19 protein-coding genes and 1 tRNA gene are annotated in these 23,465 nt (G+C 31.9%); 8 read left to right on the top strand and 12 right to left on the bottom strand.

Annotation, left to right across the window (positions count from 1 at the left end; translation table 11 throughout):
- Window positions 1–18: 18 nt before the first annotated feature.
- Window positions 19–2,283, bottom strand: a complete 2,265-nt coding sequence (locus DK508_RS17425) for a SulP family inorganic anion transporter (protein ID WP_109302065.1) — start codon at window positions 2,281–2,283, stop codon at window positions 19–21.
- A 1-nt stretch (window position 2,284) separates the two neighbouring features.
- A complete protein-coding gene (locus DK508_RS17420; RefSeq protein WP_370443855.1) occupies window positions 2,285–3,142 on the bottom strand; it encodes a universal stress protein in 858 nt (285 codons plus the stop codon).
- A gap of 217 nt (window positions 3,143–3,359) precedes the next feature.
- On the opposite strand from DK508_RS17420, the gene DK508_RS17415 reads away from it, so the two are divergent.
- Entirely contained in the window at window positions 3,360–5,192 is a 1,833-nt protein-coding gene (locus tag DK508_RS17415; RefSeq protein WP_109302064.1) for a sodium:proton antiporter, read from the top strand.
- Between the two features lie 113 nt (window positions 5,193–5,305).
- Window positions 5,306–5,575, top strand: coding sequence for a hypothetical protein (locus DK508_RS17410; RefSeq protein WP_109302063.1), 270 nt, complete (start codon window positions 5,306–5,308; stop codon window positions 5,573–5,575).
- Between the two features lie 35 nt (window positions 5,576–5,610).
- On the opposite strand, the gene DK508_RS17405 is transcribed toward DK508_RS17410, so the two are convergent.
- Complete coding sequence (locus DK508_RS17405; protein ID WP_109302062.1) at window positions 5,611–6,678, bottom strand: endonuclease/exonuclease/phosphatase family protein; 1,068 nt, start codon at window positions 6,676–6,678, stop codon at window positions 5,611–5,613.
- Between the two features lie 131 nt (window positions 6,679–6,809).
- Here DK508_RS17405 and DK508_RS17400 point away from each other — a divergent pair, with 131 nt between their 5' ends.
- Both DK508_RS17400 and DK508_RS17395 read left to right on the top strand, forming a co-directional pair.
- Complete coding sequence (locus tag DK508_RS17400) at window positions 6,810–9,695, top strand: carboxypeptidase-like regulatory domain-containing protein (protein WP_109302061.1); 2,886 nt, start codon at window positions 6,810–6,812, stop codon at window positions 9,693–9,695.
- A gap of 17 nt (window positions 9,696–9,712) precedes the next feature.
- On the top strand, window positions 9,713–11,116 hold the full coding sequence (locus DK508_RS17395; RefSeq protein ID WP_109302060.1) for a DUF5689 domain-containing protein: 1,404 nt from the start codon (window positions 9,713–9,715) through the stop codon (window positions 11,114–11,116).
- 34 nt (window positions 11,117–11,150) lie between these two features.
- Here DK508_RS17395 and DK508_RS17390 read toward each other — a convergent pair whose 3' ends face one another.
- The 3 genes from DK508_RS17390 to DK508_RS17380 form a co-directional block, all read right to left on the bottom strand.
- Window positions 11,151–11,597, bottom strand: coding sequence for a GNAT family N-acetyltransferase (locus DK508_RS17390; protein WP_200831881.1), 447 nt, complete (start codon window positions 11,595–11,597; stop codon window positions 11,151–11,153).
- Between the two features lie 8 nt (window positions 11,598–11,605).
- The gene (gene rpiB, locus DK508_RS17385; RefSeq protein ID WP_109302059.1) at window positions 11,606–12,040 is read right to left on the bottom strand and encodes a ribose 5-phosphate isomerase B; all 435 of its coding nucleotides are present in this window, start codon (window positions 12,038–12,040) and stop codon (window positions 11,606–11,608) included.
- Between the two features lie 565 nt (window positions 12,041–12,605).
- Window positions 12,606–12,845, bottom strand: coding sequence for a hypothetical protein (locus DK508_RS17380; RefSeq protein ID WP_109302058.1), 240 nt, complete (start codon window positions 12,843–12,845; stop codon window positions 12,606–12,608).
- A gap of 488 nt (window positions 12,846–13,333) precedes the next feature.
- Here DK508_RS17380 and rnr point away from each other — a divergent pair, with 488 nt between their 5' ends.
- The 3 genes from rnr to DK508_RS17360 all read left to right on the top strand — a co-directional run bounded on the left by rnr (window position 13,334) and on the right by DK508_RS17360 (window position 17,012).
- Window positions 13,334–15,535, top strand: a complete 2,202-nt coding sequence (gene rnr / locus DK508_RS17370) for a ribonuclease R (RefSeq protein WP_109302056.1) — start codon at window positions 13,334–13,336, stop codon at window positions 15,533–15,535.
- 67 nt (window positions 15,536–15,602) lie between these two features.
- A complete protein-coding gene (locus DK508_RS17365; protein ID WP_109302055.1) occupies window positions 15,603–16,277 on the top strand; it encodes a head GIN domain-containing protein in 675 nt (224 codons plus the stop codon).
- A gap of 39 nt (window positions 16,278–16,316) precedes the next feature.
- Window positions 16,317–17,012 carry a LysE family translocator gene (locus DK508_RS17360; protein ID WP_109302054.1) on the top strand — a complete coding sequence of 232 codons (696 nt, stop codon included), beginning with the start codon at window positions 16,317–16,319 and terminating at the stop codon, window positions 17,010–17,012.
- Between the two features lie 32 nt (window positions 17,013–17,044).
- Here the strand turns inward: DK508_RS17360 and DK508_RS17355 are convergent.
- Both DK508_RS17355 and folB read right to left on the bottom strand, forming a co-directional pair.
- Window positions 17,045–17,115, bottom strand: a tRNA-Cys gene (locus tag DK508_RS17355).
- Between the two features lie 96 nt (window positions 17,116–17,211).
- Window positions 17,212–17,568, bottom strand: a complete 357-nt coding sequence (gene folB, locus DK508_RS17350; protein ID WP_109302053.1) for a dihydroneopterin aldolase — start codon at window positions 17,566–17,568, stop codon at window positions 17,212–17,214.
- A 162-nt stretch (window positions 17,569–17,730) separates the two neighbouring features.
- Here folB and DK508_RS17345 point away from each other — a divergent pair, with 162 nt between their 5' ends.
- The gene (locus DK508_RS17345) at window positions 17,731–19,773 is read left to right on the top strand and encodes a glutamine--tRNA ligase/YqeY domain fusion protein (RefSeq protein WP_109302052.1); all 2,043 of its coding nucleotides are present in this window, start codon (window positions 17,731–17,733) and stop codon (window positions 19,771–19,773) included.
- A 52-nt stretch (window positions 19,774–19,825) separates the two neighbouring features.
- Here the strand turns inward: DK508_RS17345 and DK508_RS17340 are convergent, their stop codons facing one another.
- From DK508_RS17340 to gltX, 4 genes are all read right to left on the bottom strand, one after another.
- Complete coding sequence (locus tag DK508_RS17340) at window positions 19,826–20,335, bottom strand: hypothetical protein (protein ID WP_109302051.1); 510 nt, start codon at window positions 20,333–20,335, stop codon at window positions 19,826–19,828.
- Between the two features lie 289 nt (window positions 20,336–20,624).
- Window positions 20,625–21,572 carry an SPFH domain-containing protein gene (locus tag DK508_RS17335; RefSeq protein WP_109302050.1) on the bottom strand — a complete coding sequence of 316 codons (948 nt, stop codon included), beginning with the start codon at window positions 21,570–21,572 and terminating at the stop codon, window positions 20,625–20,627.
- A gap of 68 nt (window positions 21,573–21,640) precedes the next feature.
- Window positions 21,641–21,817, bottom strand: coding sequence for a hypothetical protein (locus DK508_RS21255; protein ID WP_160114775.1), 177 nt, complete (start codon window positions 21,815–21,817; stop codon window positions 21,641–21,643).
- Window positions 21,818–21,936: 119 nt separating this feature from the next.
- Window positions 21,937–23,448, bottom strand: a complete 1,512-nt coding sequence (gltX, locus tag DK508_RS17330) for a glutamate--tRNA ligase (protein ID WP_109302049.1) — start codon at window positions 23,446–23,448, stop codon at window positions 21,937–21,939.
- Window positions 23,449–23,465 lie beyond the last annotated feature (17 nt).

The raw sequence follows: 23,465 nt of genomic DNA, 5'->3' as shown, positions 1-23,465 counted from the left end.
TAGAAAAAATGGTAGGGATCAGTATTTAATTTTTGGACTTTTTAACAATATTTCCTCATATTGCATCTTAGAGATAATCTTTTCTAAGCGAGTTCCATAATCTAATAGTGCTTTAATCTCTTTTATACTGGCTAGACGCTCTTTTCTAATAAGTAACAACGCATTACCATTACATTCTATATGATAGTAGGGGTTACTTTCGAAAAACAATACTAATTCATCAGTAAATAGCAAGCGAATTTTTTCGGGGTTTTCACCCAAAAGAAAAAAGCGCTTGGAGAAATCTGGATGTCCATTAATCACTATATCTTTAAAACCAGCGAACTTATAAACAAACTCTAACAACCCTTCTCTATCCAATGTAAACTTTGGTATTTCTTTTTTTAAGTTTATCGTTAAAATAGTGGTTCTAACTAGTGTTCTGGCGATGAACTCTCCCTCAGAAAATTCTACATCCGAAACTCTAAAAACTGAAGCTGAATCAAATATAGCATTATTTCGATAATTTATTTTTTTAATTTTAAAGAATACAAAATCATTTAAGTTAGAGGTATTTTCATTCTTTTTTGATTCGTATTTCCAAGAAAAATCTGCGGCGATATGCTGCAAATCTGTTTGCCTTTTGGTAAGAGTTGAAGTTGAACCAATCTTTATTTTTTTTGAAAACGGTATCAAACTTCGTACCGCCAGAGGGTGCTCTGAAGATGTCCCATGGATATCCAACCCAGTAATTTCAAAAGAGCCTCCTTTTCGTTTAAATGTTTCTTGATACCCTAATAAGCTTTCTTGAACAGTGTAGTCAACAAAATCACATAACGAAAAATCTACAATAGCATCTTGATTTTCTGGTATAGTATCTAATTTTCTTTTTAAACGGAAAAAGTTTAAAAAGCTTGAGAAATTCTTTACACTCACAAAATAATTACCATTTTCTCCCTCCTTAAACATCAAAACATTCGGTTTAAAAAGGTTTTTAATAAAAAACAATACACTTTTGTTCATTATAAAATGTATCACAAGTGTTGCCAAAATTCCAATTAGGATACCTGTGATAAGGTTTGTTGTTATAGTAGCAATTACGGTCGCAAAGAAGATAAGGAGTTGTTCTTTCCCTATTTTGGCAACATCCCTAAGGTTTTTGGGTGCAGAGAGTTTATATCCTGTATATACCAAAATTGCTGCCAATGCAGTAAGCGGAATTCGCTTTAACTGATCCTGAAATAAGACAACAAATAATATCAAAAATACCGAATGAAAAAAGTTTGCAGACCTATTGGCACCTCCATTATTTACATTTACCGAACTTCTTGCAATCACCGTAACTACATTAAGTCCACCTAAAAAACCACTGGCAATAGATGCCAGACCTAAAGCTGTTAGATCTTTATTCACATTAGACCTACGTTTCATTGGATCTAATTTATCTACAGCTTTAATACTTAATAATGATTCTATACTCGAAATTAAAGTAATTGCGATCACTACACCAATAAACTTAAAATCCAAAACTTGTGAAAAATCTGGTGTAGGGAAATTTGATAATACATTGTCTGGTATTTGAACCAAAAGTGATGCGCTTATTGGATATTCGGCATCGGAGAAAAATTCATAATAATAACTTAAACCAATAACCAAAAGTACAATCCACATCGGGGCAGGAACTAGTTGAAAATACTTGTTTCTTATCTTTCCGTAAAAAAACATAATTAGTAAACTCAACACTCCTACAGCAGCGGCAACAACGATCTCGTTATATTCGGGTTTAAATAATTGAGAAATACTATTTGGGATATCTGTTAATAATGAAATTGTATCTCCCTTAATGCTCGAATTGGCAAGCATTACGTGAAATTGTTTTGCAAAAATTCCTATTCCTATGGCCGCGAGCATTCCTTGAATGGCCGAAGAAGGGAAAAAATCACTTAAAATACCTAAGCGAAGTTGTCCTATAATAATCATAAGCCCACCAGCACATATTATAGCTGCTAATGTTAAAATGTATCCTTGGTATAGATCACCACTGGCGAGTGTAGTTATTGCTCCAAGTAAAACCACCACTAACCCGTTACCTGGTCCTGTTATGGTAACATTAGACCCTCCAAAAATAGAGACAACTATTCCTCCAACCACCGCCGCTATTATCCCAGATATGGGTGGCGCTTCAGATGCCAACGCCAATCCCAAACCTAATGGCAGGGCTATTAATGAAACCACAAAACCAGAAAAGATGTTCTTTGGTAATTGCGATATAAAGTCTGTAGTTTTATTCCTTGTCTTTTCCATTCTATCGCATTATTAAAACATCTGTGGGCAACTCTGACAAAATATATTCAAGATCATGAGGAAAAATACGATCTAAAAAAGTTGTTTTTTCTGGCGCATTCATGATTAGTAAATCGGCCGCAACTACCTTTGCATAGTGGCCTATAGAATATCCTCTCTTTCCAAAAATAGATTGTGTCTTGATCAAAATGCCTGTTTTAAGATCCTCACAAACCTCATCCAAAATATGCTGTACTCTCTGATCTTCTTCTTTTGCTAATTGTTCTTTAATCAAAGTATCCTTTAACAGTGACTTATCGTCTTCTACTACAATCTTTACCTCTTCATGAGAAATTTCTTCAACTATCGTCAATTTTTGTGCACCCAAATTTTGAGCTACTTCAAAAGAATCAAGAATAGTTTTTTTTGTTTTTTCATCCTTAATTCCATTAACAACAATATGATTACACGGTCTAAGATCTTCAGATGGTTTGATCAATAGTAGTACCGAACAATGTGCCCCTCTTGTAATTTTTCGAGCTATAGAACCAATATAAAATTTTAGAAAATCTTCTCTAGGAATTGCTCCAAGCATAATGAGATCGGCATTGTTTTCTTTTGCCTCATTAATAATAACCTCAACAGGATCTCCTTCTTTCCAAATCACTTTTACTTTCTCATCATCATCAGAAAAGCCTGAAATTAACTTTTTGATTGTATTTTCTTTTTCATCTGTTTTGTCTCCCACATGTACAATGATTAATTTACAATCAAAAAAATCTACCATTCGCATCGCCTCAAAAATGTTGTTTTTAAGATTGGGAGAAAAAGCTACTCCGATAAGAATGGTTCTAAATTTATGAATTAGAATATCGCTCAAGACCTTTAGTTCTTAATTTTAAAAGGGCAGAATATAGCTTTATTTTTTTTAATACGTATAATAATTCAATGAATACCAATTAGAATGATATTTTGATGGGGTACAAAATCTTCTATAAAAATAGTCGACAGTGGTATAGTTATAAAAATAATCTTATTTCTAAAATGTTTAAAAAAATTACGATCTTTCTTGTGAATAACTCGAACAATAAATCATTATGTTAGAACTCGCAGGAATAATTATATTAGGTATTTTGGCCCAATGGGTTGCGTGGAAATTTAAAATTCCAGCAATTTTACCATTAATCCTTATTGGTCTATTGGTAGGGCCAATTGCTACTTTATTTACTGATGATGGAACCAAATTAATACAACCGATATGGAACGGTTCTGAGGGTCTTTTTCCTGGAGAAAGCTTGTTTTATTTTGTATCTCTGGCCATTAGTATAATTCTCTTTGAAGGAGGGCTTACCTTAAGAAGAAGTGAGATTCTTAACGTGGGACCTGTAATTATTAAATTAATCACTGTTGCAGTAATAGTAACTTTTTTTGGCGCTGGCCTTGCTGCTCATTTTATTTTTAACCTAAGTTGGCCCATTTCTTTTTTGTTTTCTTCATTAATCATCGTAACCGGCCCAACGGTAATTACTCCAATTTTAAGAAACATTCCTCTAAAAAAAGATGTATCAGCAATCTTAAAATGGGAAGGTATTTTAATTGACCCTGTGGGAGCACTTGTTGCTGTATTAGTGTTTGAATTTATTAGAGCCGGAGCAGGCGAAGAGTTTACATTTACAGCTCTAGCCGAGTTTGGTAAAATTGTTCTAGTTGGATTTACGTTTGGATTTACATTTGCACATGCGCTGGCTTTTTCGCTTAAAAGAAAAATTGTTCCTCACTACTTGCTCAATGTTGTCACACTGGCAACGGTGTTAGGTGTGTTTGTGTTATCTGATCTTTTTGCTCATGAATCTGGTCTTTTATCTGTAGTAGTAATGGGAATGGTGTTGGGAAATATTAACCTTCCTAATCTTAATGAGATATTATATTTTAAAGAGTCATTAAGTGTGCTTCTTATTTCAATTTTATTTATTCTTCTTTCGGCAAATATTAATATAGAAGAGTTGGAACTTGTCTTTAATTGGAAAGCGGGATTACTTTTCGCCTGTGTGGTTTTTATAATTCGCCCTATAGGCGTGTTTTTGAGTTCTTCAAAATCCGGTCTTAAAACCAATGAAAAACTATTTATTAGTTGGGTAGGACCAAGAGGAATTGTTGCCGCTGGTATTGCATCATTATTTGGATTAAAATTATATAAAGTAGGAGTGCCTGGGGCAGAATATATAACACCACTGGTATTTATGATCGTATTGGGTACTGTTTTGCTTAATGCCACTACAGCTAGATATTTTGCCAAATTGGTGGGTGTGTTTCTTAAAAAATCCGAAGGGATTTTAATTATTGGTGCGTCTAAAATCTCAAGACTTATTGCACTATATATCAAAACCAATAATCAACATGTAGTTTTGGTAGATAGCAACAGAGATAACATCAATAAGGCAAAAGATTTGGGGTTAGATGCGATAGAAGTAAACATATACGGGGATCAACTTAAAGATAATATTGAGTTAAATGATGTGGGATATTTAATGGCGTTAACAGCTAATAGTGATATCAATAAATATGCTATCAATAAATTTAAAGATCAATTTGGAGAAAACGGTTCTTTTAGGCTTATTACCTCTGAAGAAATGAAGGACCCACAAAATAGCCCTCATGAAGGGTTATTTTCTCATACAGATGATTATCAAAAACTCATAAGACTTGCCGAAAAATATCCTAGTATACAAGAAATTAAAATTAATAATAAGGATCATTACAAAACAATTATAGACTTGACCAAAGAAGATATTGATATTATCCCTCTATTTATAAAAGACCCCAATAATAGCATTAGCATTATATCTTCATATAGCGAAAAAATAGAGCAAATTAAAGATAATAGTTTTTTGGCTTATATAGGTAAGCCTATTGATATCGAAGAAATTTGATAAAGCCGACAAAAAAACATGTTTTGTCGCCAAAAAACACTTTATTAACATAATTATTTGTTAATATAAGAATATCTACTATATTTGGATTGATTATTTTTAACCCAAATATCATGAAAAAACTTATGTATGTGGCTTTATTTGCCACAACCCTTGGATTTACTGCCTGTGGTAGTGATGATGACGGAGCAGATTGTATCGCACTTACAAATCAAGTTGCAGATGCTGCCTCTAATTTTATAGACGATTCTTCAACAGCAAATTGTAACGCATATAAAACGGCTTTACAAAGTTTCTTAGATAGTGGATGTTCTCCTGATCAAGAAACCGAAGATTCTATAAGAACTCAATTAACCACTTTAGGAGATTGTACAGCACTTTAATTCATTTTAAATGTGAATAGCATAACAAAAAGGAGTCATCGCGACTCCTTTTTTTGTTTTATAAGATAAATATATACCGGAAAGTGATCACTATACCCTCCTGTATAGGCTCCATTACTATAGCTACGAAATGGATACCCTTTGTACTTACCTCTAGAGGTGGTTAAGAATTCTTCATTAAATATCCCCGCTTTATAATATCTATATTCATTGTGGTTTTTATCCAATAATTCTTTGGAAACAATAATCTGATCGAAAATAATCCAACTATCTCTCCATGCGAGAGACCCTCCTCCCTTTTTAATCATTCCTGCCATGGGGTTATACAATTCCTTTAATGTTGTTTCTTTTTTATGTGTTTTAGCATTTAATATCTTGCTTAAACTTGCACTTTTAGGGTCGTCATTAAAATCACCCATAATAATAATCTTAGCATAAGGGTCTAATGCAAAAAGAGAATCTGCAATTTTTTTATTAAGCCTAGCTGCTCTTTCTCTTTTATAGTTACTTCTAGAGGTTCCTCCTCTTCTAGATGGCCAATGATTTACAATAATATGTATCATATCTCCATCCAAATATCCACTTACTACCAATTGATCTCTGGTGTATATTCGTTTTGAGGTATTATTATCATAAATTGGTAATTCATAGGTTTTCGTTTTAGTCGGTTTAAAAAGTGCTTTTTGATATAACAATCCAACATCTATCCCTCTCCTATCTGGCGAATCAAAATGAATAATCCCATAATTTTTGTTCAAAATTTCTGGATCATTTACCAGGTCTTCTAAAACCTTTCTGTTTTCTACTTCTGCGACACCCAAAATAACTGGTGCATTTTGGGCAATATCAGCACCAATTACAGAAATCACTTTGGCCATATTTTGTATTTTATCTTTATAAAACTCAAGTGTCCAATGATCCTTTCCTTTTGGGGTTCTGTCATCATCGAAAGTTACAGGGTCATCCTTTGTGTCAAAAAGGTTCTCTAAATTATAAAATGCAATCGTATTAATTTTATATTCCTTTTCCTCTTGAGAATAAACTACTTGAAAAAAGAAAACCAGCCCAAAAATTATATACCTAAATAAGAATTTTAAAAACATAAACACTCAAATTATATCTAATACAAATATTCATGTTTCCAGTTTCAAAAAATGAAACTCGAGTGCTTTATTATTGCATTTTACAAATATACCTACCCGCTTTTTATAAATTTTAACACATAATGTGAAGTATGGTATATCGCTTATACACAGTAATACAATTAGTATCTATATTTCTTTTGTCTTTTTCACCTATAACTGCCCAGCAAGCTAATCTGCAAGGAAGAGTAGTTGATAACTTCACAAGTGAGAATATTACAGATGTAACTATCACTATTAAATCATCAGCCGTTTCTACTAAAACCAATAGCTTTGGTGTATTTAACTTTAAAGACAAAACTCTTCCGTTAGGCGAACAAATCCTGATTCTAACAAAGCTGGGGTATGTTACAAAACAGTTTCCGATAACTATAAATCAAGGTCAAATATTAGATCTTAAAATACTTTATCTGAGTTATGATTTCACATCAGAACAAAAGCAAATAGGAACAATCAACCTAACCGATAATGAATTAGATCAAGACAATGATGTTTCCTTTAATACATCTGCACTATTACATGCTAATCGAAGTGTTTTTCTTAATGCCGCAGCTTATGATTTTGGCACTACGTTCTTTCGCCCAAGAGGATTAAAAAATGAAAATAACAAAGTCCTAATTAACGGTGTTGAAATGAATAAGTTTTTGAATGGTAACCCTCAGTGGAGTAATTGGGGTGGATTAAATGATGTACAACGTAATCAAGAGTTTTCTTTTGGTATAACCAAAAACGAGTACTCCTTTGGTGGGCTTTTAGGAACTTCTAATATTATTATGAGAGCATCAAAATATAGAAAAGGAATTAGAATATCCTACGCTTCTTCAAATAGAAGCTATCAAGGACGAGTTATGGGAACTTATAATTCTGGAATAACATCAAAGGATTGGGCATTTTCATTATCTCTATCTCGTAGATTTGGACAAGAAGGTTTCATTGACGGAACAGGATATGAAGCCAATTCTTTCTTTGTCTCTATTGAAAAAAAATTAAATAAAAATCATAGTCTCAATTTTACGGGTTTTTATACTCCAAATCGTCGAGGTAGATCCACCGCTATTACCGAAGAGGTTTTTAAAATTAAAGGAGCTACTTATAACCCCAATTGGGGTTATCAACAAGGGAAAATAAGAAATGCCCGTGAGCGACAAATTGAAGAGCCTGTAGTGATGTTAAACCATTATTGGAATCTCACTAATAAAACAAGCCTGAACACAAACCTTGCGTTTCAAACAGGTAAAATAGCCAACACAAGAATTGATAATGGAGGTGGTGACCTGTTAATAACCCAAGATGGGCAACAGTTATATACAGGAGGTGGTAGGAGTATAGATACAAACCCTGTTCATACTGATAATTTACCTAGTTCTTTTTTAAGTGATCCTAACCCAACATCTTTGGATTATCAAAAAGCATTTTTAGCATATCAAAGCCTTTTAAATCATGGCCAAATTAATTGGGAAGAATTAATACAAAGCAACCTGCAAAATGTACAACAAGGAAAAAATGCAACTTATATTTTATACGAAGATCGTACGGATGACACACAATTTACAGGAAACATTATTCTAAACACCCAATTAAATGATCACATTACTCTAAATGCCACCTTAAATTACCAAAACTTGGCAAGTCATAATTTTGCTAAAGTTAATGATTTATTGGGCGGAACAGGGTTTTTGGATGTTGACTTATTTGCCTTGTCTACAGCGGGGTTAACAAATTCTGAAACATCAAATAGGGCCCAAAGCGATATACGCAATCCCAATCGTATCGTACAAGAAGATGATATTTATGATTATAACTATGAAATAAAAGCCTCTACGTTTAATAGCTATCTTCAATCACAATTTAAATTTAAAGCTGTTGATTTTTTCTTAGCAGGGAACCTTTCTCAAACCTTATATCAAAGAAATGGTTTTTTTGAAAACGGATATTTTCCTGGCAATAAATCTTTCGGTAAAAGTTCTTCTTTAAACTTTCAAAATTATGGAATAAAAGCAGGGCTTACCTATAGAATTCTCGGGTTACATTCCATACAAATAAATACAGCTCACTTTAACAAAGCGCCTACAATTAGAAATGCTTTCGTAAACCCAAGGCAATCCAATATAACTGTAGCCGAATTAATCAATAAAAACCAAAAAAGTGAAAAAATAACATCTCTAGACGCTAGCTATATATTTCGTTCAGAGCACATCAAAGCAACACTAACGGGTTATTATACTAATATTCTGGATGCCACAAATATTTCTTTTTTTTATACACAGGCAATCTCTGGTTCAGAATCAGGTTTTGTTCAAGAAATATTAACCGACATCAACAGGTTATACTATGGAGGAGAGTTGGGCCTAACCTATCAAATTATTCCAACAATAAAGCTAAAAGGTGTTGCCGCAATAGGTAATTTTTTATACGACAACAACCCTAGTTTAACGTTGGCAAGCACTAGTGATTCTTTTACCGATGATCAAGGCATAAAAACCATTGGCACATCTAATTTAAAAGGGTATTATCTTTCTGGCGGACCTCAAAATGCAGCACAAATTGGTTTTGAATATCGTGATCCAAATTTTTGGTGGTTTGGAGCTACGACTAATTATTTCTCTAATGCCTTTATAAGCGTAAGTCCATTTGCTAGAACATCCAATTTTTATCAAGATTCTGATGGTTTACCTTTTAATGATTATAATGAAACTACTGCAAGATCTTTATTACAACAAGAGCGTTTTGATGACTATTTTTTAGTCAATGCTATTGGAGGAAAATCATGGAGGATAGACAAATATTATGTCGGGTTTTTTGCCTCAATCAACAACATTCTTAACCAGCAATATAGAACAGGAGGATTTGAACAAACCAGAAATGCCAATTATAGACTAGCGCTTGAAGAATCCAATAGAGATACCCCTGTATTTGGACCAAAATATTTTTACGGTTATGGTACGTCGTACTACCTCAATTTTTATATACGATTTTAACGATTAAATACAATAAAATGATTACAACTCAATTTGAAAAACTAATGATGTACATAGTACTAATGTTATTCTTGTCAAACTGTACGCCCGAAAATGATTTTGAAACACCTGCTTTAATAATCGAGGAACAACCCATCACAGGAACAATAATCGACATTGAAGCTGTACTTGGTTTTTTACAACAAGAAATAGAAAAAGAAGGTGAAAATGCTAATCTAATTTTTAAAAACACAGATAACATAATAAGTGGATACGTTGTATCTAGCGATAGGGCGAGTAATTTTTTTAAAGAAATTATCATACAAAATAAAAGCGCAAACCCTACTGCAGGTATTAGGATATTAATAGATGATAGCCCACTCTTTACATCTTATGAGTTTGGAAGAAAAATATTCATCAACCTAAATGGTTTGTCCTTGGGAATAGAAAATGGAATACCCACCCTGGGCGTGTTAGAAGGAAACAATATTGCTCATATTCCATCATTTTCTGTTAAGGATATAATAACAAGATCTAACGAAATAACATCAATTACACCTCTAGAAACTACCCTTGAAAATTTTACAGATCGACTCTTAAATTTATACATAAAATTAAACAATATTCAATTCAACAAAAACATCGTTCTAGACGAAAATACATTCACGTTTGCGGCCGAACCAAACGATAAGTTTGATGGTGAACGTATTGTTGAGAGTTGCAAAAATGGTAGAACAACAATTCTAAGTACAAGTACTTTTTCAGATTTTAAAGGGTTAAAATTGCCAGAAAATCAAGGAAGTTTCGAAGGTATTTTAACAAAAAGTTTTTTAGGAGATGCATATAATATAGTTCTTAATAACCCAAATGGTTTAGTTTTCGACATAAACAATAGGTGTGATCCAGAGGTTTTGAATTGTGTATTAGATCAAGAAGGAAATACATTACTATTTCAACAAGATTTTACCGAATTTAAGTCATCAGACTTAGGAAAACTAGGGTGGATTAACACCAACACTACAAAAGGTAAATTAAAATACAAAATAGGTGAATTTAACGAAAATAAATATGCTCAAATTACCGGCTTTAGGTCAAAAGAAGGCTTATATGAAGTGTGGTTAATCACTCCAGAAATTGACATGAGTACATCTACAAGTGAAGTTTTAAATTTTGATTTACAAGCAGGTTATGATAACGGAAATATTCTTGAGGTTTTTGTAACGAATAATTTTGTGGATGACATATCATCAGCAACCTGGATCAAGCTTGATGTAGCAATACCAAGAGGTCCTTTAAACTCTTTTGGTGATTTTATCCCTGCAGGACCTACTAGCCTGTCCTGCATCGACAATAACATAAGGATTGGGTTTAGGTATACGGGTGGAGACCCTAGAGCGACTACACGTTATCATATAGATAATATTACACTAGTTGCTCAATAATCAATAGTGCTGTAAAGGTGGGTGAAATGTTTTATTAAGATTTCAACATGCCAACATGCGGAATATCATCTTCTAGATATTCTTCACCTACTTGTAGAAACCCATGAGATTCGTAAAATTTTTTAAGATACGTTTGCGCAGATATTTTAATAATATTGGTTTTGTAGTTTTTTTCTACAGCCATAATACTTTCTTTAATCAAGTCATGACCATATCCAAATTGTCTTTCTTTTTTTGAGATTACAACTCTTCCTATACTCGCGTTTTCAAAATAATCCCCAGCATCAAAAATCCTTGTATAGGCTATAATTTTTTTTTCTTTATAACCTATAACATGTAATGAATTTTGATCTTTATTGTCTATATCTTGATAAACACATTGTTGTTCAACTATAAAAACTTCTGCGCGTAAGCGCAAAATTTTATACAACTCAACAGTTGAGAGCTCATCAAAACGTTTAACTTCAAATCTAATACTCATATATTGTATTAAATACAGCTTGGTATTTTATTAACTCTGTTTAAATGTCTCCCTCCTTCAAATTGAGTTTCTAAAAATGTTCTTACTATTTCTAGAGCTTGTGCCTGCGAAGTAAATCTTGCTGGGATACATACAATATTAGCATTATTATGCTGTCTAGTTAATTCTGTAATTTCTTTGGTCCAACATAATCCCGCGCGGATATTTTTATATTTATTAGCAGTCATAGCAACACCATTACCGCTTCCACAAATTAAAATTCCAAAATCTACATTGGTAGCATCTACATCTTTAGCAACAGGATGTACAAAATCAGGATAATCTACACTAGCCTCTTCATTAGTACCGTAATTAATAACTTCAATTCCTTCAGATTTTAAATACTCAACAATTGTAACCTTATATTCGGTTCCTGCGTGATCGTTTCCAATAGCTATTTTCATTGTATAGACTCTCTTTTTATTATTAAAACAAAGATACTTTAATCCTAAAAAAGTAAACTCCAAAAAATCAATTATTTACTTAATGTTATCCCAATGTTAATAACTCCTTACCTTCTGTTAACACCAGTTGTGAATAAATGGTTCTTAAAATTGATAAAGTTTTTTTGGTTGTTTACTTTTTTATTAGAATACAAGTAGACTTATCAAATATCAAAATATTAACTCTCCTTTTTTTGGATAACTTTTCAAACATTAAGTTAATGTTATGAACTACGGTTTTACCGTAATTATATTAAGATTTTAATGTGCGGATTACATATTAACAACTGTTCATTAAATATTATTTTGGCAACATTTTCAGGCAATTACCATATTGATATCCTGTTTATATCATTCTGAAAATTTAATCAAACTTAAAAACCTAATAAATAATCCAAAACTTATACCGCTATCCACACTACATTATAATCACTATTAATTATTTTAAATTTAAAAAAAAGAAAAAAGATATATATAATATGTGTTGAAAACTATATTGAATAAGGAATGTACTTTGAAAAAGAATTTAGACAATTCTTAAATGTGAGTTTGTGTTTAGATCTTTAATGATTTGTAGTACTCTTGTTTTGTCTTTTAGGTGAACTCTGAGATTTATTCCGCCCAATGCGTTAGAGTAAAAAGGGAAAACACCTATCATTGTTTCATTTTCAAAAAAATACGAAATACTTTCTTTCTCTAATAAAAGTTTTAATATGGCATATTCGTAGGGATAAGTGTATGTTTTTACAATAACAAAATCTTTCATATAGTAAGATATACTTTTTAGCAGTTACCTTAAATATACAAAATATGATATAACTCTATCCTGTATTGGATTAGTTTATTTGTGTAGCTTCTTGATCAAATTTTACAGAGCCATTTATTTCAGACTCTTGCAATGTTGTATTTTTTTGATCTATAGTGTTATTTATGTATATAGTAAAAGAATACACACCCAACAAAAAAATTAGAATGAAGAATACTATAATTTTATGTACTTTTTTAATTTTACTCATATATACGTAAAAGAGTAACGAATAATACATGTTTGTAGTGTATTAAAAATAGGTAATTTTTAATAAAACAAATAAAATGAGTAAAGAAATTTTGGATGTAATTAACTGATTTACAGATAATGTTTTTTTTGGTTCTAAAACAATTATACTATTTAAGTATTAATAAAAGTTTAAACTTAAAATTATAGATGTTAAAAGATAAGCTGTACTTTTATCAAATATAACATAATTGATATTAATGAAAAGAAAGAGTAGAAGAAGAAAAAAGTCCCCAAAAATAGAGAATATCACCCAAGGAATACTTAAAATATTAAAATCAGAACCCAATAAAACTTTTAATTATAAACAAATAGCTGTAAAATTTGGTGTAAATGATGCAAGTAGTAGAAATCAGATTATCAAAAAATTAGCTCAACTTGCCGCCAAAAAACAGATTGAAGAAGTTGATAGAGGGAAATTTAAAATTGTAGCAAACATAAATACATATACCGGTAATTTAGAAATCACTTCAAAAGGTACCGGATATGTTGTTGTGCAAGATCTTGAAGAAGATATTTTTATTCCTAATAATAATTTGAATAAAGCATTACATGGAGATGAAGTAGAAGTTTACATATACCGTAGAAAAAGAAGAGGTAAAAGTGAAGGAGAAATTTCTAGAATAATATCTCGAAAAAGAGATGAATTTGTTGGTGTAATTGAAATCCAAAAGAATTATGCTTTTGTAAATATGCAGGATACCAAAATGTATACTGATGTATTTATTCCAAAAAATAAAATAGGCGAAGCCGAAAATGGTGATAAGGTATTAGTAAAGTTAGAAGATTGGCCCGAGAAGGCTGATTCTCCTTTTGGTAAAATAGTTAAAGTTCTTGGTAAACCAGGAGAGCATAATACAGAAATTCATGCAATTTTAGCACAATATGGATTGCCTTATGAATTTCCTGAAGAAGTAGAAAATTATGCTAATGAATTAGATACGAGTATACAAGAATCAGAAGTGAAGAAACGAAGGGATATGAGAAAAACCTTGACCTTTACTATTGATCCTAAGGATGCCAAAGATTTTGATGATGCATTATCATTTGAAGTATTAGAGAACGGAAATTATGAGATAGGAATCCATATTGCAGACGTTTCGCATTATGTTACTCCTGGAACAATATTGGATGATGAAGCTTATGAAAGGGCTACATCGGTATATTTGGTTGATAGAGTAGTACCTATGCTTCCAGAAGTTTTATCAAATAACGCTTGTTCATTGCGACCACATGAAGAAAAATATACATTTTCTGCTGTTTTTGAATTAAATGATAAAGCAGAAATAACAAATCAGTGGTTTGGTAGAACAGTAACATATTCTGATGCACGTTTTGCTTATGAAGAAGCACAACATATTATTGAAAGCAAGGAAAATACTATCCCTGCAGATATTTCGCTTACTGGTAAGGCATATAAAGCTGATCCAAATATTGCCAATGCCGTTTTAAAATTAGATGAATTAGCAAAAATTATGCGTTCACAACGTATGAGACATGGAGCTATTTCTTTTGATAAAGTTGAAGTGAAGTTTGCATTAAATGAAACAAACGAACCGGTAGGTGTCTTTTTTAAGACGTCTAAGGACGCTAATAAACTTATTGAAGAATTTATGTTGCTCGCAAATAAAAAGGTAGCAGAGTTCATAGGAAAGCAAAATCCAAAAAAAACATTTGTGTATCGAACACATGATGAACCAAATGATGAAAAATTAGCAGCATTACAAAATATTATCGGCAGGTTTGGGTATAAATTAGATCTTAAAGATCGTAAGAGTACTACCAAATCACTAAATGGATTATTAAAGGATGTTCAAGGTAAGAAAGAACAAAATTTGGTAGATACATTGGCAATTAGAAGTATGAGTAAAGCCGAATATACAACTCATAATATAGGTCATTATGGACTGGCATTTGATTATTATTCTCATTTTACTTCGCCAATTAGAAGATATCCAGATGTTATGGCACACCGTTTGCTGCAACATTATCTAGATCAAGGTAAATCTGTTGCAGAGGAAGAATATGAAGAAAAATGTAACCATAGTAGTAGTATGGAAAACCTAGCCGCTAGTGCAGAGCGAGACTCTATAAAATACATGCAGATCAAGTTTATGAAAGATCATGAAAATGAGCATTTTTTAGGCGTTATTTCTGGTGTAACAGAATGGGGTATATATGTAGAAATTATTAACAATAAGTGTGAAGGAATGATTCGTTTAAAGGATATGAATGATGATCATTATGTTTTTGATCAAGACGAATATGCTGTGATAGGCGACGTTTCTAAAAAAGTGTATCAATTAGGAGATGAGGTTTATGTAAAAGTAAAAAATGCAGACCTTGTAAAAAGACATCTTGATTTTACACTAATAGGTAGTAAAGATGAAATAGAAAAATAATGAAGAGTTGTTTTTTTATTATATAAATACACAAAAATCTTAAGTCTAATTTTTAAAATTTAAGGCAATGAAAAAAGTATTGATTCTTTTGGTGTTTTCATTAGTTACAATGGCACAAGCACAAGATGCTATCACAAAAAATATTGGTGATTTTAATGAGTTAAAAGTTTTTGATAAAATAAGAGTTACTTTGATTGAATCAACTGAAAATAAGGTTGAAGTAATGGGGATCAAAAGGAGAGAAGTTGACGTGGTTCAAAAAGGAAATCTTCTTAAGATAAGGATGTTTCTTGATAATCTTTGGGATAATAACAATACCGAAGTAATAGTATATTATAAAGAGATTAATAAAATTGACGTTAACGAGGGCGCTAATGTAGAAGCAAAAAATATAATTAGTTCAAAATCTTTGGATTTAAGAGCTCAAGAAGGCGGGAGAATTAAAGCTGAAATTGAGGCTGGATATGTTTTTGGTAAAGCAATTACTGGTGGAGAAATTGAGTTAGATGGAAATGCTAAAGAGCAAGAAGTTATTATCAATTCTGGTGGTCAATATTATGCGCAAAACCTACAAACAAACGAAACTCAGGTAAAAGTAAGTGCTGGCGGTACGGCAGAAGTAAATGCCAAAAACTATTTAAAAGCAAATACTAACGCTGGTGGTACTATTAGAATTTTTGGAAATCCAAAGCAAATGGATACCCAAAAACTTTTAGGTGGAAAAATTATTGAAGTTAACTAAGTAGTTTTTTTAACTTTGTAGGAAAGATTTTTATATCCCATGCTTCAAGATGCTCAGGCCGCTATCCCTTTAGGAATTTTATTAGCCTTTTTAATTGGGCCTGTTTTCTTTGTACTACTCGAAACAGCAGCAATTAAAGGTTTTCGAGCAGCATTAGCTGTGGATTTAGGTGTAATTTTTGCTGATATAGTTTTTATTCTGATTGCCTATTTTAGTACCAATCAGATTTTAGAAAAAATAAAAGATGATCCTGCATTATTCATTTTTGGTGGTATGCTACTAGCTACTTATGGAGCAATTTCTTTTATTCAGGAACGAAAAAATTACAATAAACTAAGAGATACCTCTGTTGAAGTAATCAATAAGCATAATTATTTGATGTTGTTTGTAAAAGGGTTTTTACTCAATTTTATCAATATAGGAGTATTGGGTTTTTGGTTAAGTATTATCATAGTTATTGGTCCACAATTAGATATGAATACTAATAGAATTGTGTATTTTTTCTCGGTGGTTTTGGGTACTTATCTATTTATTGACGTATTTAAAATGTTACTTGCTAAACGTTTAAAACGAAAATTAACACCTAAGCGAACATATATTACCAAACGAATTATTAGTATTCTAATGGTGGTTTTTGGTGTCTTCTTAATATTAAAAGGAGTGTTACCAGATACTATGGAAAAAAGAATACAGGATGAGATCGAAAAAATAACACCAGAATCTAAGTTTAAATAAAAAACCCTGTAATTAATTACAGGGTTTTTTTGAGGTGTCGAGCGGATTCGAACCGCTGTAGATGGTGTTGCAGACCACTGCCTAGCCACTCGGCCACGACACCCAATTTTTGGTTGGAAGGCAAATGTAAAAAAATTTATTATTTCTTGGTCATGATTTTACATTAAAACTGCATTATCTCCCTTCTTATATTGTAAAGTTAACGATTTTTACTTCGTATTATCGTTACCTTTTCTACATTTCCACCAATTGGCGGGTTAATTTTAGAAACTTTAATGGTAGCTTTTTTTACCAAATGCAGTTCATCTAATATTCTTATTAATATTCGTTCTGCCGCATGTTCTAACAACTTAGAACGTATGGCCATTTCTTCTTTTACAATATGATTAAGATGCACATAATCTACGGTGTCTGCTAATCGATCAGATATTGCCGATTTGGTTAGATCGGCCTTAACCTTAAGATCTACCCTATAATCGGAACCAATTTTCTTTTCTTCTACTAAGCAACCATGATAGGCATATATCTTAATATTTTTTAACTCGATTAATCCCACGAAATTTTTTGACAAAGGTATAAAGAATCTTTGTGAATAGGTTAAGGGAAAACAACCCCTTTTCATAAGAAATAATAATAATTGAAATAATTACATTAAAGCGTTTTATACTATAGTGAAGCATCATTAGAATTTGTAGTTTTGTGGTTTATTTGATTAGAGATGACAGAAGAAAAAAAATCGCTCAATTTTATAGAGCATATTATAGAAGAAGATTTGAGTAATGGTATGGATACGAAACATCTTCGTTTTCGTTTTCCTCCAGAACCTAACGGATATTTACATATTGGCCATACTAAGGCAATTGGTATTAGTTTTGGTCTTGGATTACGATATAATGCACCAGTTAATTTACGTTTTGACGATACTAATCCAGCCAAAGAAGAGCAAGAATATGTTGATGCAATCAAAGAAGATATTACATGGTTGGGTTACCAATGGGATAAGGAGTGTTATTCTTCTGATTATTTTCAACAATTATACGATTGGACAGTTCAATTAATTAAAGACTGTAAAGCATATATAGATTCTCAATCTGCAGAAGAAATTGCTGCACAAAAAGGAACCACAACAGAACCTGGTACAGATAGTCCATATAGAAATAGATCTGTAGAGGAAAATTTGGATCTATTTAATAGAATGAAAAATGGTGAGTTTGATGAAGGATCACATGTAGTAAGAGCCAAAATAGATATGTCTGATCCTAATATGTTAATGCGTGATCCATTAATGTATAGAATACTTAAAAAACCTCACCATAGAACCGGTGATGAGTGGTGTATTTATCCAATGTATGATTGGACTCACGGAGAAAGTGATTATATAGAAAGCATTTCACATTCATTATGTTCATTAGAGTTTAAACCTCATAGAAAGTTATATGATTGGTTTTTGGATCAAATATATAGTGATAAAATGCGCCCTAAACAAAGAGAATTTGCACGACTTAATTTAAGCTATACCATTATGAGTAAGCGTAAATTACTCAAATTGGTAGAAGACGGTGTTGTGTCTGGTTGGGATGATCCCAGAATGCCAACTATCTCGGGATTGAGAAGACGTGGATATACACCAACATCAATACGCAAATTTGTAGAAACTGTTGGAGTTGCCAAGAGAGAGAACGTAATAGATGTGTCTTTATTAGAATTTTGTATACGTGAAGATTTAAATAAAACTGCACCTAGAGTGATGGCAGTATTGGATCCAGTAAAACTCGTAATTACAAATTATTCTAAAGGAGAAGAGGAATGGCTAGAAGCTGAAAATAATCCTGAAGATGAATCTGCGGGATCTAGAAAAGTGCCTTTTTCTGGGGAATTGTTTATAGAAAGGGAAGACTTTAAAGAAGCAGCGGGAAGGAAGTTTTTTAGGTTAACTTTAGGTAAAGAAGTGCGTCTCAAAAATGCTTATATTATTAAAGGAGAGCAAGTTATTAAGGATAATGAGGGCAATATAGTCGAAATTCATTGTACATATGATCCAAAGAGTAAGTCGGGTAGTGGTACTGAAGAATCAAAGCGTAATGTAAAAGGTACTTTACATTGGGTTTCTATAGCACATGCGGTACAGGCCGAGGTTAGGATCTATGATAGATTATTTAATGATGAAGCTCCAGGTGGTCATAAGGACAAGGATTTTATGGAGTTTATAAACCCTAGTTCTTTGAAGACGATAACGGGTTATTTAGAACCAAGCTTAAAAAACGTAAGTGCATTGGATCAATTTCAGTTTCAGAGATTGGGATATTTTAATGTAGATGTAGATAGTAAAAAGGAAAGTTTAGTTTTTAACAAGACTGTTGGGTTAAAAGATACTTGGGCAAAAATAAAACCAGCTAATACGAATACAAATCCTCAAAAAGCACAACAAAATAATCAAAAAGAGATACCTGCTATCGAGGAAATAAAGAGAGGTGGAAAGAAGTATACAAATCTTCCTGATGAGAAAAGAGAAGCTCTTAAAATTAAAATAGAAAAGGCTGCAGAGGGTATAGAATTAGAAGAATTAATACCATTATATGGAACAGCTGTAAAAAAGGCTGGAACTCGCATAGCTACTATGATAGCATTAAGAATTGCTCTAGATAAAAAGGGGCTTCAACCGGATACTGCGGCAATAGAATTTATTACCAAAGGAGTAGAAGATAAAAATGAATTATTACAAGAAGAAGCTTCAGTTTTAGTAAAAAAGTATAATTTATAAATAGAAAAGGTCACTTAATTTTAAGTGACCTTTTTATTTTTTTCTGTAATTTCTAGTTTTCTGCTATATGTTCATCAAGTGGTATTTCTATATCCGTTTTGAACCTTGGAAACAGCTTTTGTGTTTCAGGATCATCCAAAAGTTTATTCGATTCTACAAAATACCACTGTTCTTTCTTTTTATCATAAAACCCAAATAAAGAGCTTTTTAAGGTTACGACTCGTCCATTAAAATCCATCTTAACCGTATTTTTTATTAGGCACCTATATTCTTTATATTCTTTTCTAATATCTGCAATTTCATCAATTTCAGAACTAGTAATTTTTATTTTTTGGGCTTTCATAGTCCTAAAAATATCATCCATAGTTTCTAACATCTTTGATTTACCGTATTTTTCGAAGATGTTTGGATGAGTATACTTTAAAAGAGTGTTCGAGTCTTGTTTAAGAGAAGCTTCAGAAGTTGCTTTAGCATCTCTTAGTGCTAATTTTTTGAGCGCGTCTACATTTTGGGAAAAAACACTTCCAGAAATGAAGAGTAAAATTAAAAAGTAATTTTTCATGGGACTAAATTTTTGTAAATATAATTAATTTTTGAACTATAATAATTCCTTATTGTTTTAAAATATGTATCATTTTTTCTTATTAAAAACAAGGCTTTAAGGCTTGTTTTAATGTTGAAAAAAATGAATAAGGTCATAACTATTAGATAATAATCAAAAACCGTGCAAAAACGCTTTAAATTCATTTTTAATATAAAAAGAGCAGGTTTTTCTAATTTTTAGGACAAGTCAAAAAAATAACCCGATCAATTTTTATGATCGGGTTTGTTTTGATAGAAATCAAGAATTTTTATTCATTGTCAGATTTTTTTCGACCCAGACCTTTTTTAGCATTTTGCTTTTTCATTTCTTCACCTATTTGATTAGAAGCTGTAAATGATGCAATCATATTATTTAACATATCACTACCAGCTTGTGGTGAGTTAGGCAATAAAATAAGATTACTATTTGTTTCTTCACCAATAGATTGTAAAGTATCATAATGTTGCGTTACTACAATTAGGGCAGAAGCTTCTTGAGAATTAATCCCTACATTATTTAATACGTCTACACTTTCTTCAAGACCTCGTGCGATTTCTCTACGCTGATCAGCAATACCTTGACCTTGTAATCTTTTACTTTCAGCTTCGGCTCTTGCCTTTGCAACAATTTTAATTCTTTCAGCTTCAGCTTCATATTCGGCTGCCACTTTTTCACGTTCTGCTGCATTAATACGATTCATAGCTTCTTTTACTTGTAAATCTGGATCAATATCCGTTACAAGAGTTTTTATAATATCATAACCATAGTTAACCATGGCTTCATTTAATTCTTGTTTTACAGCAATGGCAATATCATCCTTACGTTCAAAAACATCATCTAATTTCATTTTTGGAACTTCGGCACGAACAACATCAAATACATACGAAGTAATTTGATCATGTGGATTTTCTAATTTGTAAAAAGCATCATAAACTTTTTCTTTGATAACTTGAAATTGCACAGAGATTTTAAGTCGAACAAATACATCATCCTTTGTTTTGGTTTCGACCAATACATCTAGCTGTTGTATTTTTAAGTTTATACGTCCTGCGATTCGATCAAAGACAGGAATTTTAAAATGCAGTCCAGAGTTTCTGGTACTTAAGAATTTACCAAATCGTTCTACGATAGCGGCGGTTTGCTGTTTTACAGTAAAGATTCCGGATATCAAAATGATGAACCCGAATATAAATAGTGGAATTAAATATAGACCCATTGTTTTTAGATTAAAAGTTAATAGTTATTTAGTAATGAATGTACAGATTATTTGTAAACTCATTATACTTATTTCGAAATAGTTATCATAGCTGTTGCTATTTGAGCATTGCTCGAACCAAAGGCTACCGAAACGATATTCCAACCCTCGTTAGATACTTTATTAAGAGTGTCTTCAACTTCTTTTCTAAGTTTTTCGGTAGACCAAACGTTTGATAACTTTAAGACCTTAAAAGTTTTTCCCATTGCTGTAGTTTTAAAGATATAGTTACTGTATTAGTAGCATTTCTTGCAATTATGTTACATCAATAGGGCATAGGTATCCCACCAAAAAATAGTAAGAAATACCTTATATGGTGAACGTTTTATAATTTTTCAATTGTATTTTCAATCCTTTTAATAGTCTCTTTTTTTCCTAATATAGATGCAACCTCAAAAAGATCGGGTCCTTGAAGTGAGCCGATAAGAGCAATTCTCAATGGCATCATTATTTTACCAAAACCAATTTCTTTTCCTGTAATCCAACCTTTTGTAATAGTTGAAACATTATCGGCAGAGAAATCGGCGATATCATTAAGTATTCTGGTGAGCTCATGCATTAAATCAGGCGTGTCTTCTTTCCAAGCTTTTTTAACTGCTTTGGTGTCGTATTGGCTTGGTGATATAAAGAAAAACTGACCAAGATCCCAAAGATCATTTACAAAAGTGGCACGTTCTTTTATAAGGTTTACAATGTGTTTTGTATCTAATGATGTGGTAATATTATTTTGGTCAAGTAATTTATTAAATTGTAAAGACAATACTTCGTTATCTAATTTATGAAGATGCTGTTGTTGAAACCATTTAGTTTTTTCTGGATCAAATTTCGCTCCTGATTTATTTACTCGGGCAAGATCAAATTCTTGAATAAGCTCATCTAGAGAAAACAATTCTTGTTCGGTACCAGGGTTCCATCCCAAAAAGGCGAGCATATTTATAACCGCTTCAGGCAGGTATCCATCTTCTTTATAGCCTGAAGATATTTCATTGTTTTTTGGATCAATCCATTGCAAAGGAAAAACAGGGAATCCCATTTTATCACCATCTCTTTTACTTAGTTTTCCTTTCCCAACAGGTTTTAAAATTAAAGGTAGGTGTGAAAAACGTGGAACATCCCAACCTAATGCACGATATAATAATACATGCAAGGCTAGAGAAGGCAACCATTCTTCTCCTCGAATTACATCTGTAATTTTCATGAGATGATCATCTACTATATTTGCCAAATGATATGTGGGCATCCCATCACTTTTAAACAATATTTTATCATCCAGAATATTGGTATCAATTTTTATGTCTCCTCTTATTTCATCTTGGAGATGTAAGATTTCGTCTTTTGGAGACTTAAATCGTATTACAAAAGAATCACCAGACTCTATTTTTTTCTGTATTTCTTTTTCTGAAAGAGATAGTGAATTATTTAACTTTTCTCGATTATGCCAATTGTATATAAAGGTTTTGCCATTGGCCTCATGATTTTTACGATGATGATCTAATTCATCCGGAGTATCAAAAGCATAGTATGCAGAACCATTTTCAATTAATTGATCTGCATATTGTTTGTATAAGTGTTTACGTTCGCTTTGTCGATATGGGCCATAACCACCATCTTTATCAGGACCTTCATCATAAGGAATTTTGCACCATTCAAAAGCATTTTTGATATACTCTTCCGCACCAGGTACGTATCTGTTTTGATCAGTGTCTTCTATTCTTAGTATAAAAGTTCCATTGTGTTTTTTGGCAAAGAGGTAATTAAATAAAGCTGTTCTTACACCTCCAATATGTAAAGGTCCAGTAGGACTAGGAGCAAAGCGCACCCTAATATTTTTTGTCATGACTGTGTTTTTTAAGA

This window comes from Aquimarina sp. AU474 (genome assembly GCF_900312815.1).
GTDB lineage: Bacteria > Bacteroidota > Bacteroidia > Flavobacteriales > Flavobacteriaceae > Aquimarina.
This window is presented reverse-complemented; position numbering and strand designations above follow the sequence as displayed.

Coding starts and splice junctions, on each gene's coding strand:
- DK508_RS17335 (WP_109302050.1), bottom strand. CDS start 21,572: ATGGGTCTATATTTAATTCCACTATTTATATTCGGGTTCATCATTTTG.
- DK508_RS17340 (WP_109302051.1), bottom strand. CDS start 20,335: ATGAAAAATTACTTTTTAATTTTACTCTTCATTTCTGGAAGTGTTTTT.
- DK508_RS17365 (WP_109302055.1), top strand. CDS start 15,603: ATGAAAAAAGTATTGATTCTTTTGGTGTTTTCATTAGTTACAATGGCA.
- DK508_RS17410 (WP_109302063.1), top strand. CDS start 5,306: ATGAAAAAACTTATGTATGTGGCTTTATTTGCCACAACCCTTGGATTT.
- DK508_RS17360 (WP_109302054.1), top strand. CDS start 16,317: ATGCTTCAAGATGCTCAGGCCGCTATCCCTTTAGGAATTTTATTAGCC.
- DK508_RS17425 (WP_109302065.1), bottom strand. CDS start 2,283: ATGGAAAAGACAAGGAATAAAACTACAGACTTTATATCGCAATTACCA.
- DK508_RS21255 (WP_160114775.1), bottom strand. CDS start 21,817: ATGGGAAAAACTTTTAAGGTCTTAAAGTTATCAAACGTTTGGTCTACC.
- DK508_RS17405 (WP_109302062.1), bottom strand. CDS start 6,678: ATGTTTTTAAAATTCTTATTTAGGTATATAATTTTTGGGCTGGTTTTC.
- DK508_RS17395 (WP_109302060.1), top strand. CDS start 9,713: ATGATTACAACTCAATTTGAAAAACTAATGATGTACATAGTACTAATG.
- DK508_RS17415 (WP_109302064.1), top strand. CDS start 3,360: ATGTTAGAACTCGCAGGAATAATTATATTAGGTATTTTGGCCCAATGG.
- rnr (WP_109302056.1), top strand. CDS start 13,334: ATGAAAAGAAAGAGTAGAAGAAGAAAAAAGTCCCCAAAAATAGAGAAT.
- DK508_RS17345 (WP_109302052.1), top strand. CDS start 17,731: ATGACAGAAGAAAAAAAATCGCTCAATTTTATAGAGCATATTATAGAA.
- DK508_RS17400 (WP_109302061.1), top strand. CDS start 6,810: ATGGTATATCGCTTATACACAGTAATACAATTAGTATCTATATTTCTT.
- gltX (WP_109302049.1), bottom strand. CDS start 23,448: ATGACAAAAAATATTAGGGTGCGCTTTGCTCCTAGTCCTACTGGACCT.
- rpiB (WP_109302059.1), bottom strand. CDS start 12,040: ATGAAAATAGCTATTGGAAACGATCACGCAGGAACCGAATATAAGGTT.
- DK508_RS17390 (WP_200831881.1), bottom strand. CDS start 11,597: ATGAGTATTAGATTTGAAGTTAAACGTTTTGATGAGCTCTCAACTGTT.
- DK508_RS17380 (WP_109302058.1), bottom strand. CDS start 12,845: ATGAAAGATTTTGTTATTGTAAAAACATACACTTATCCCTACGAATAT.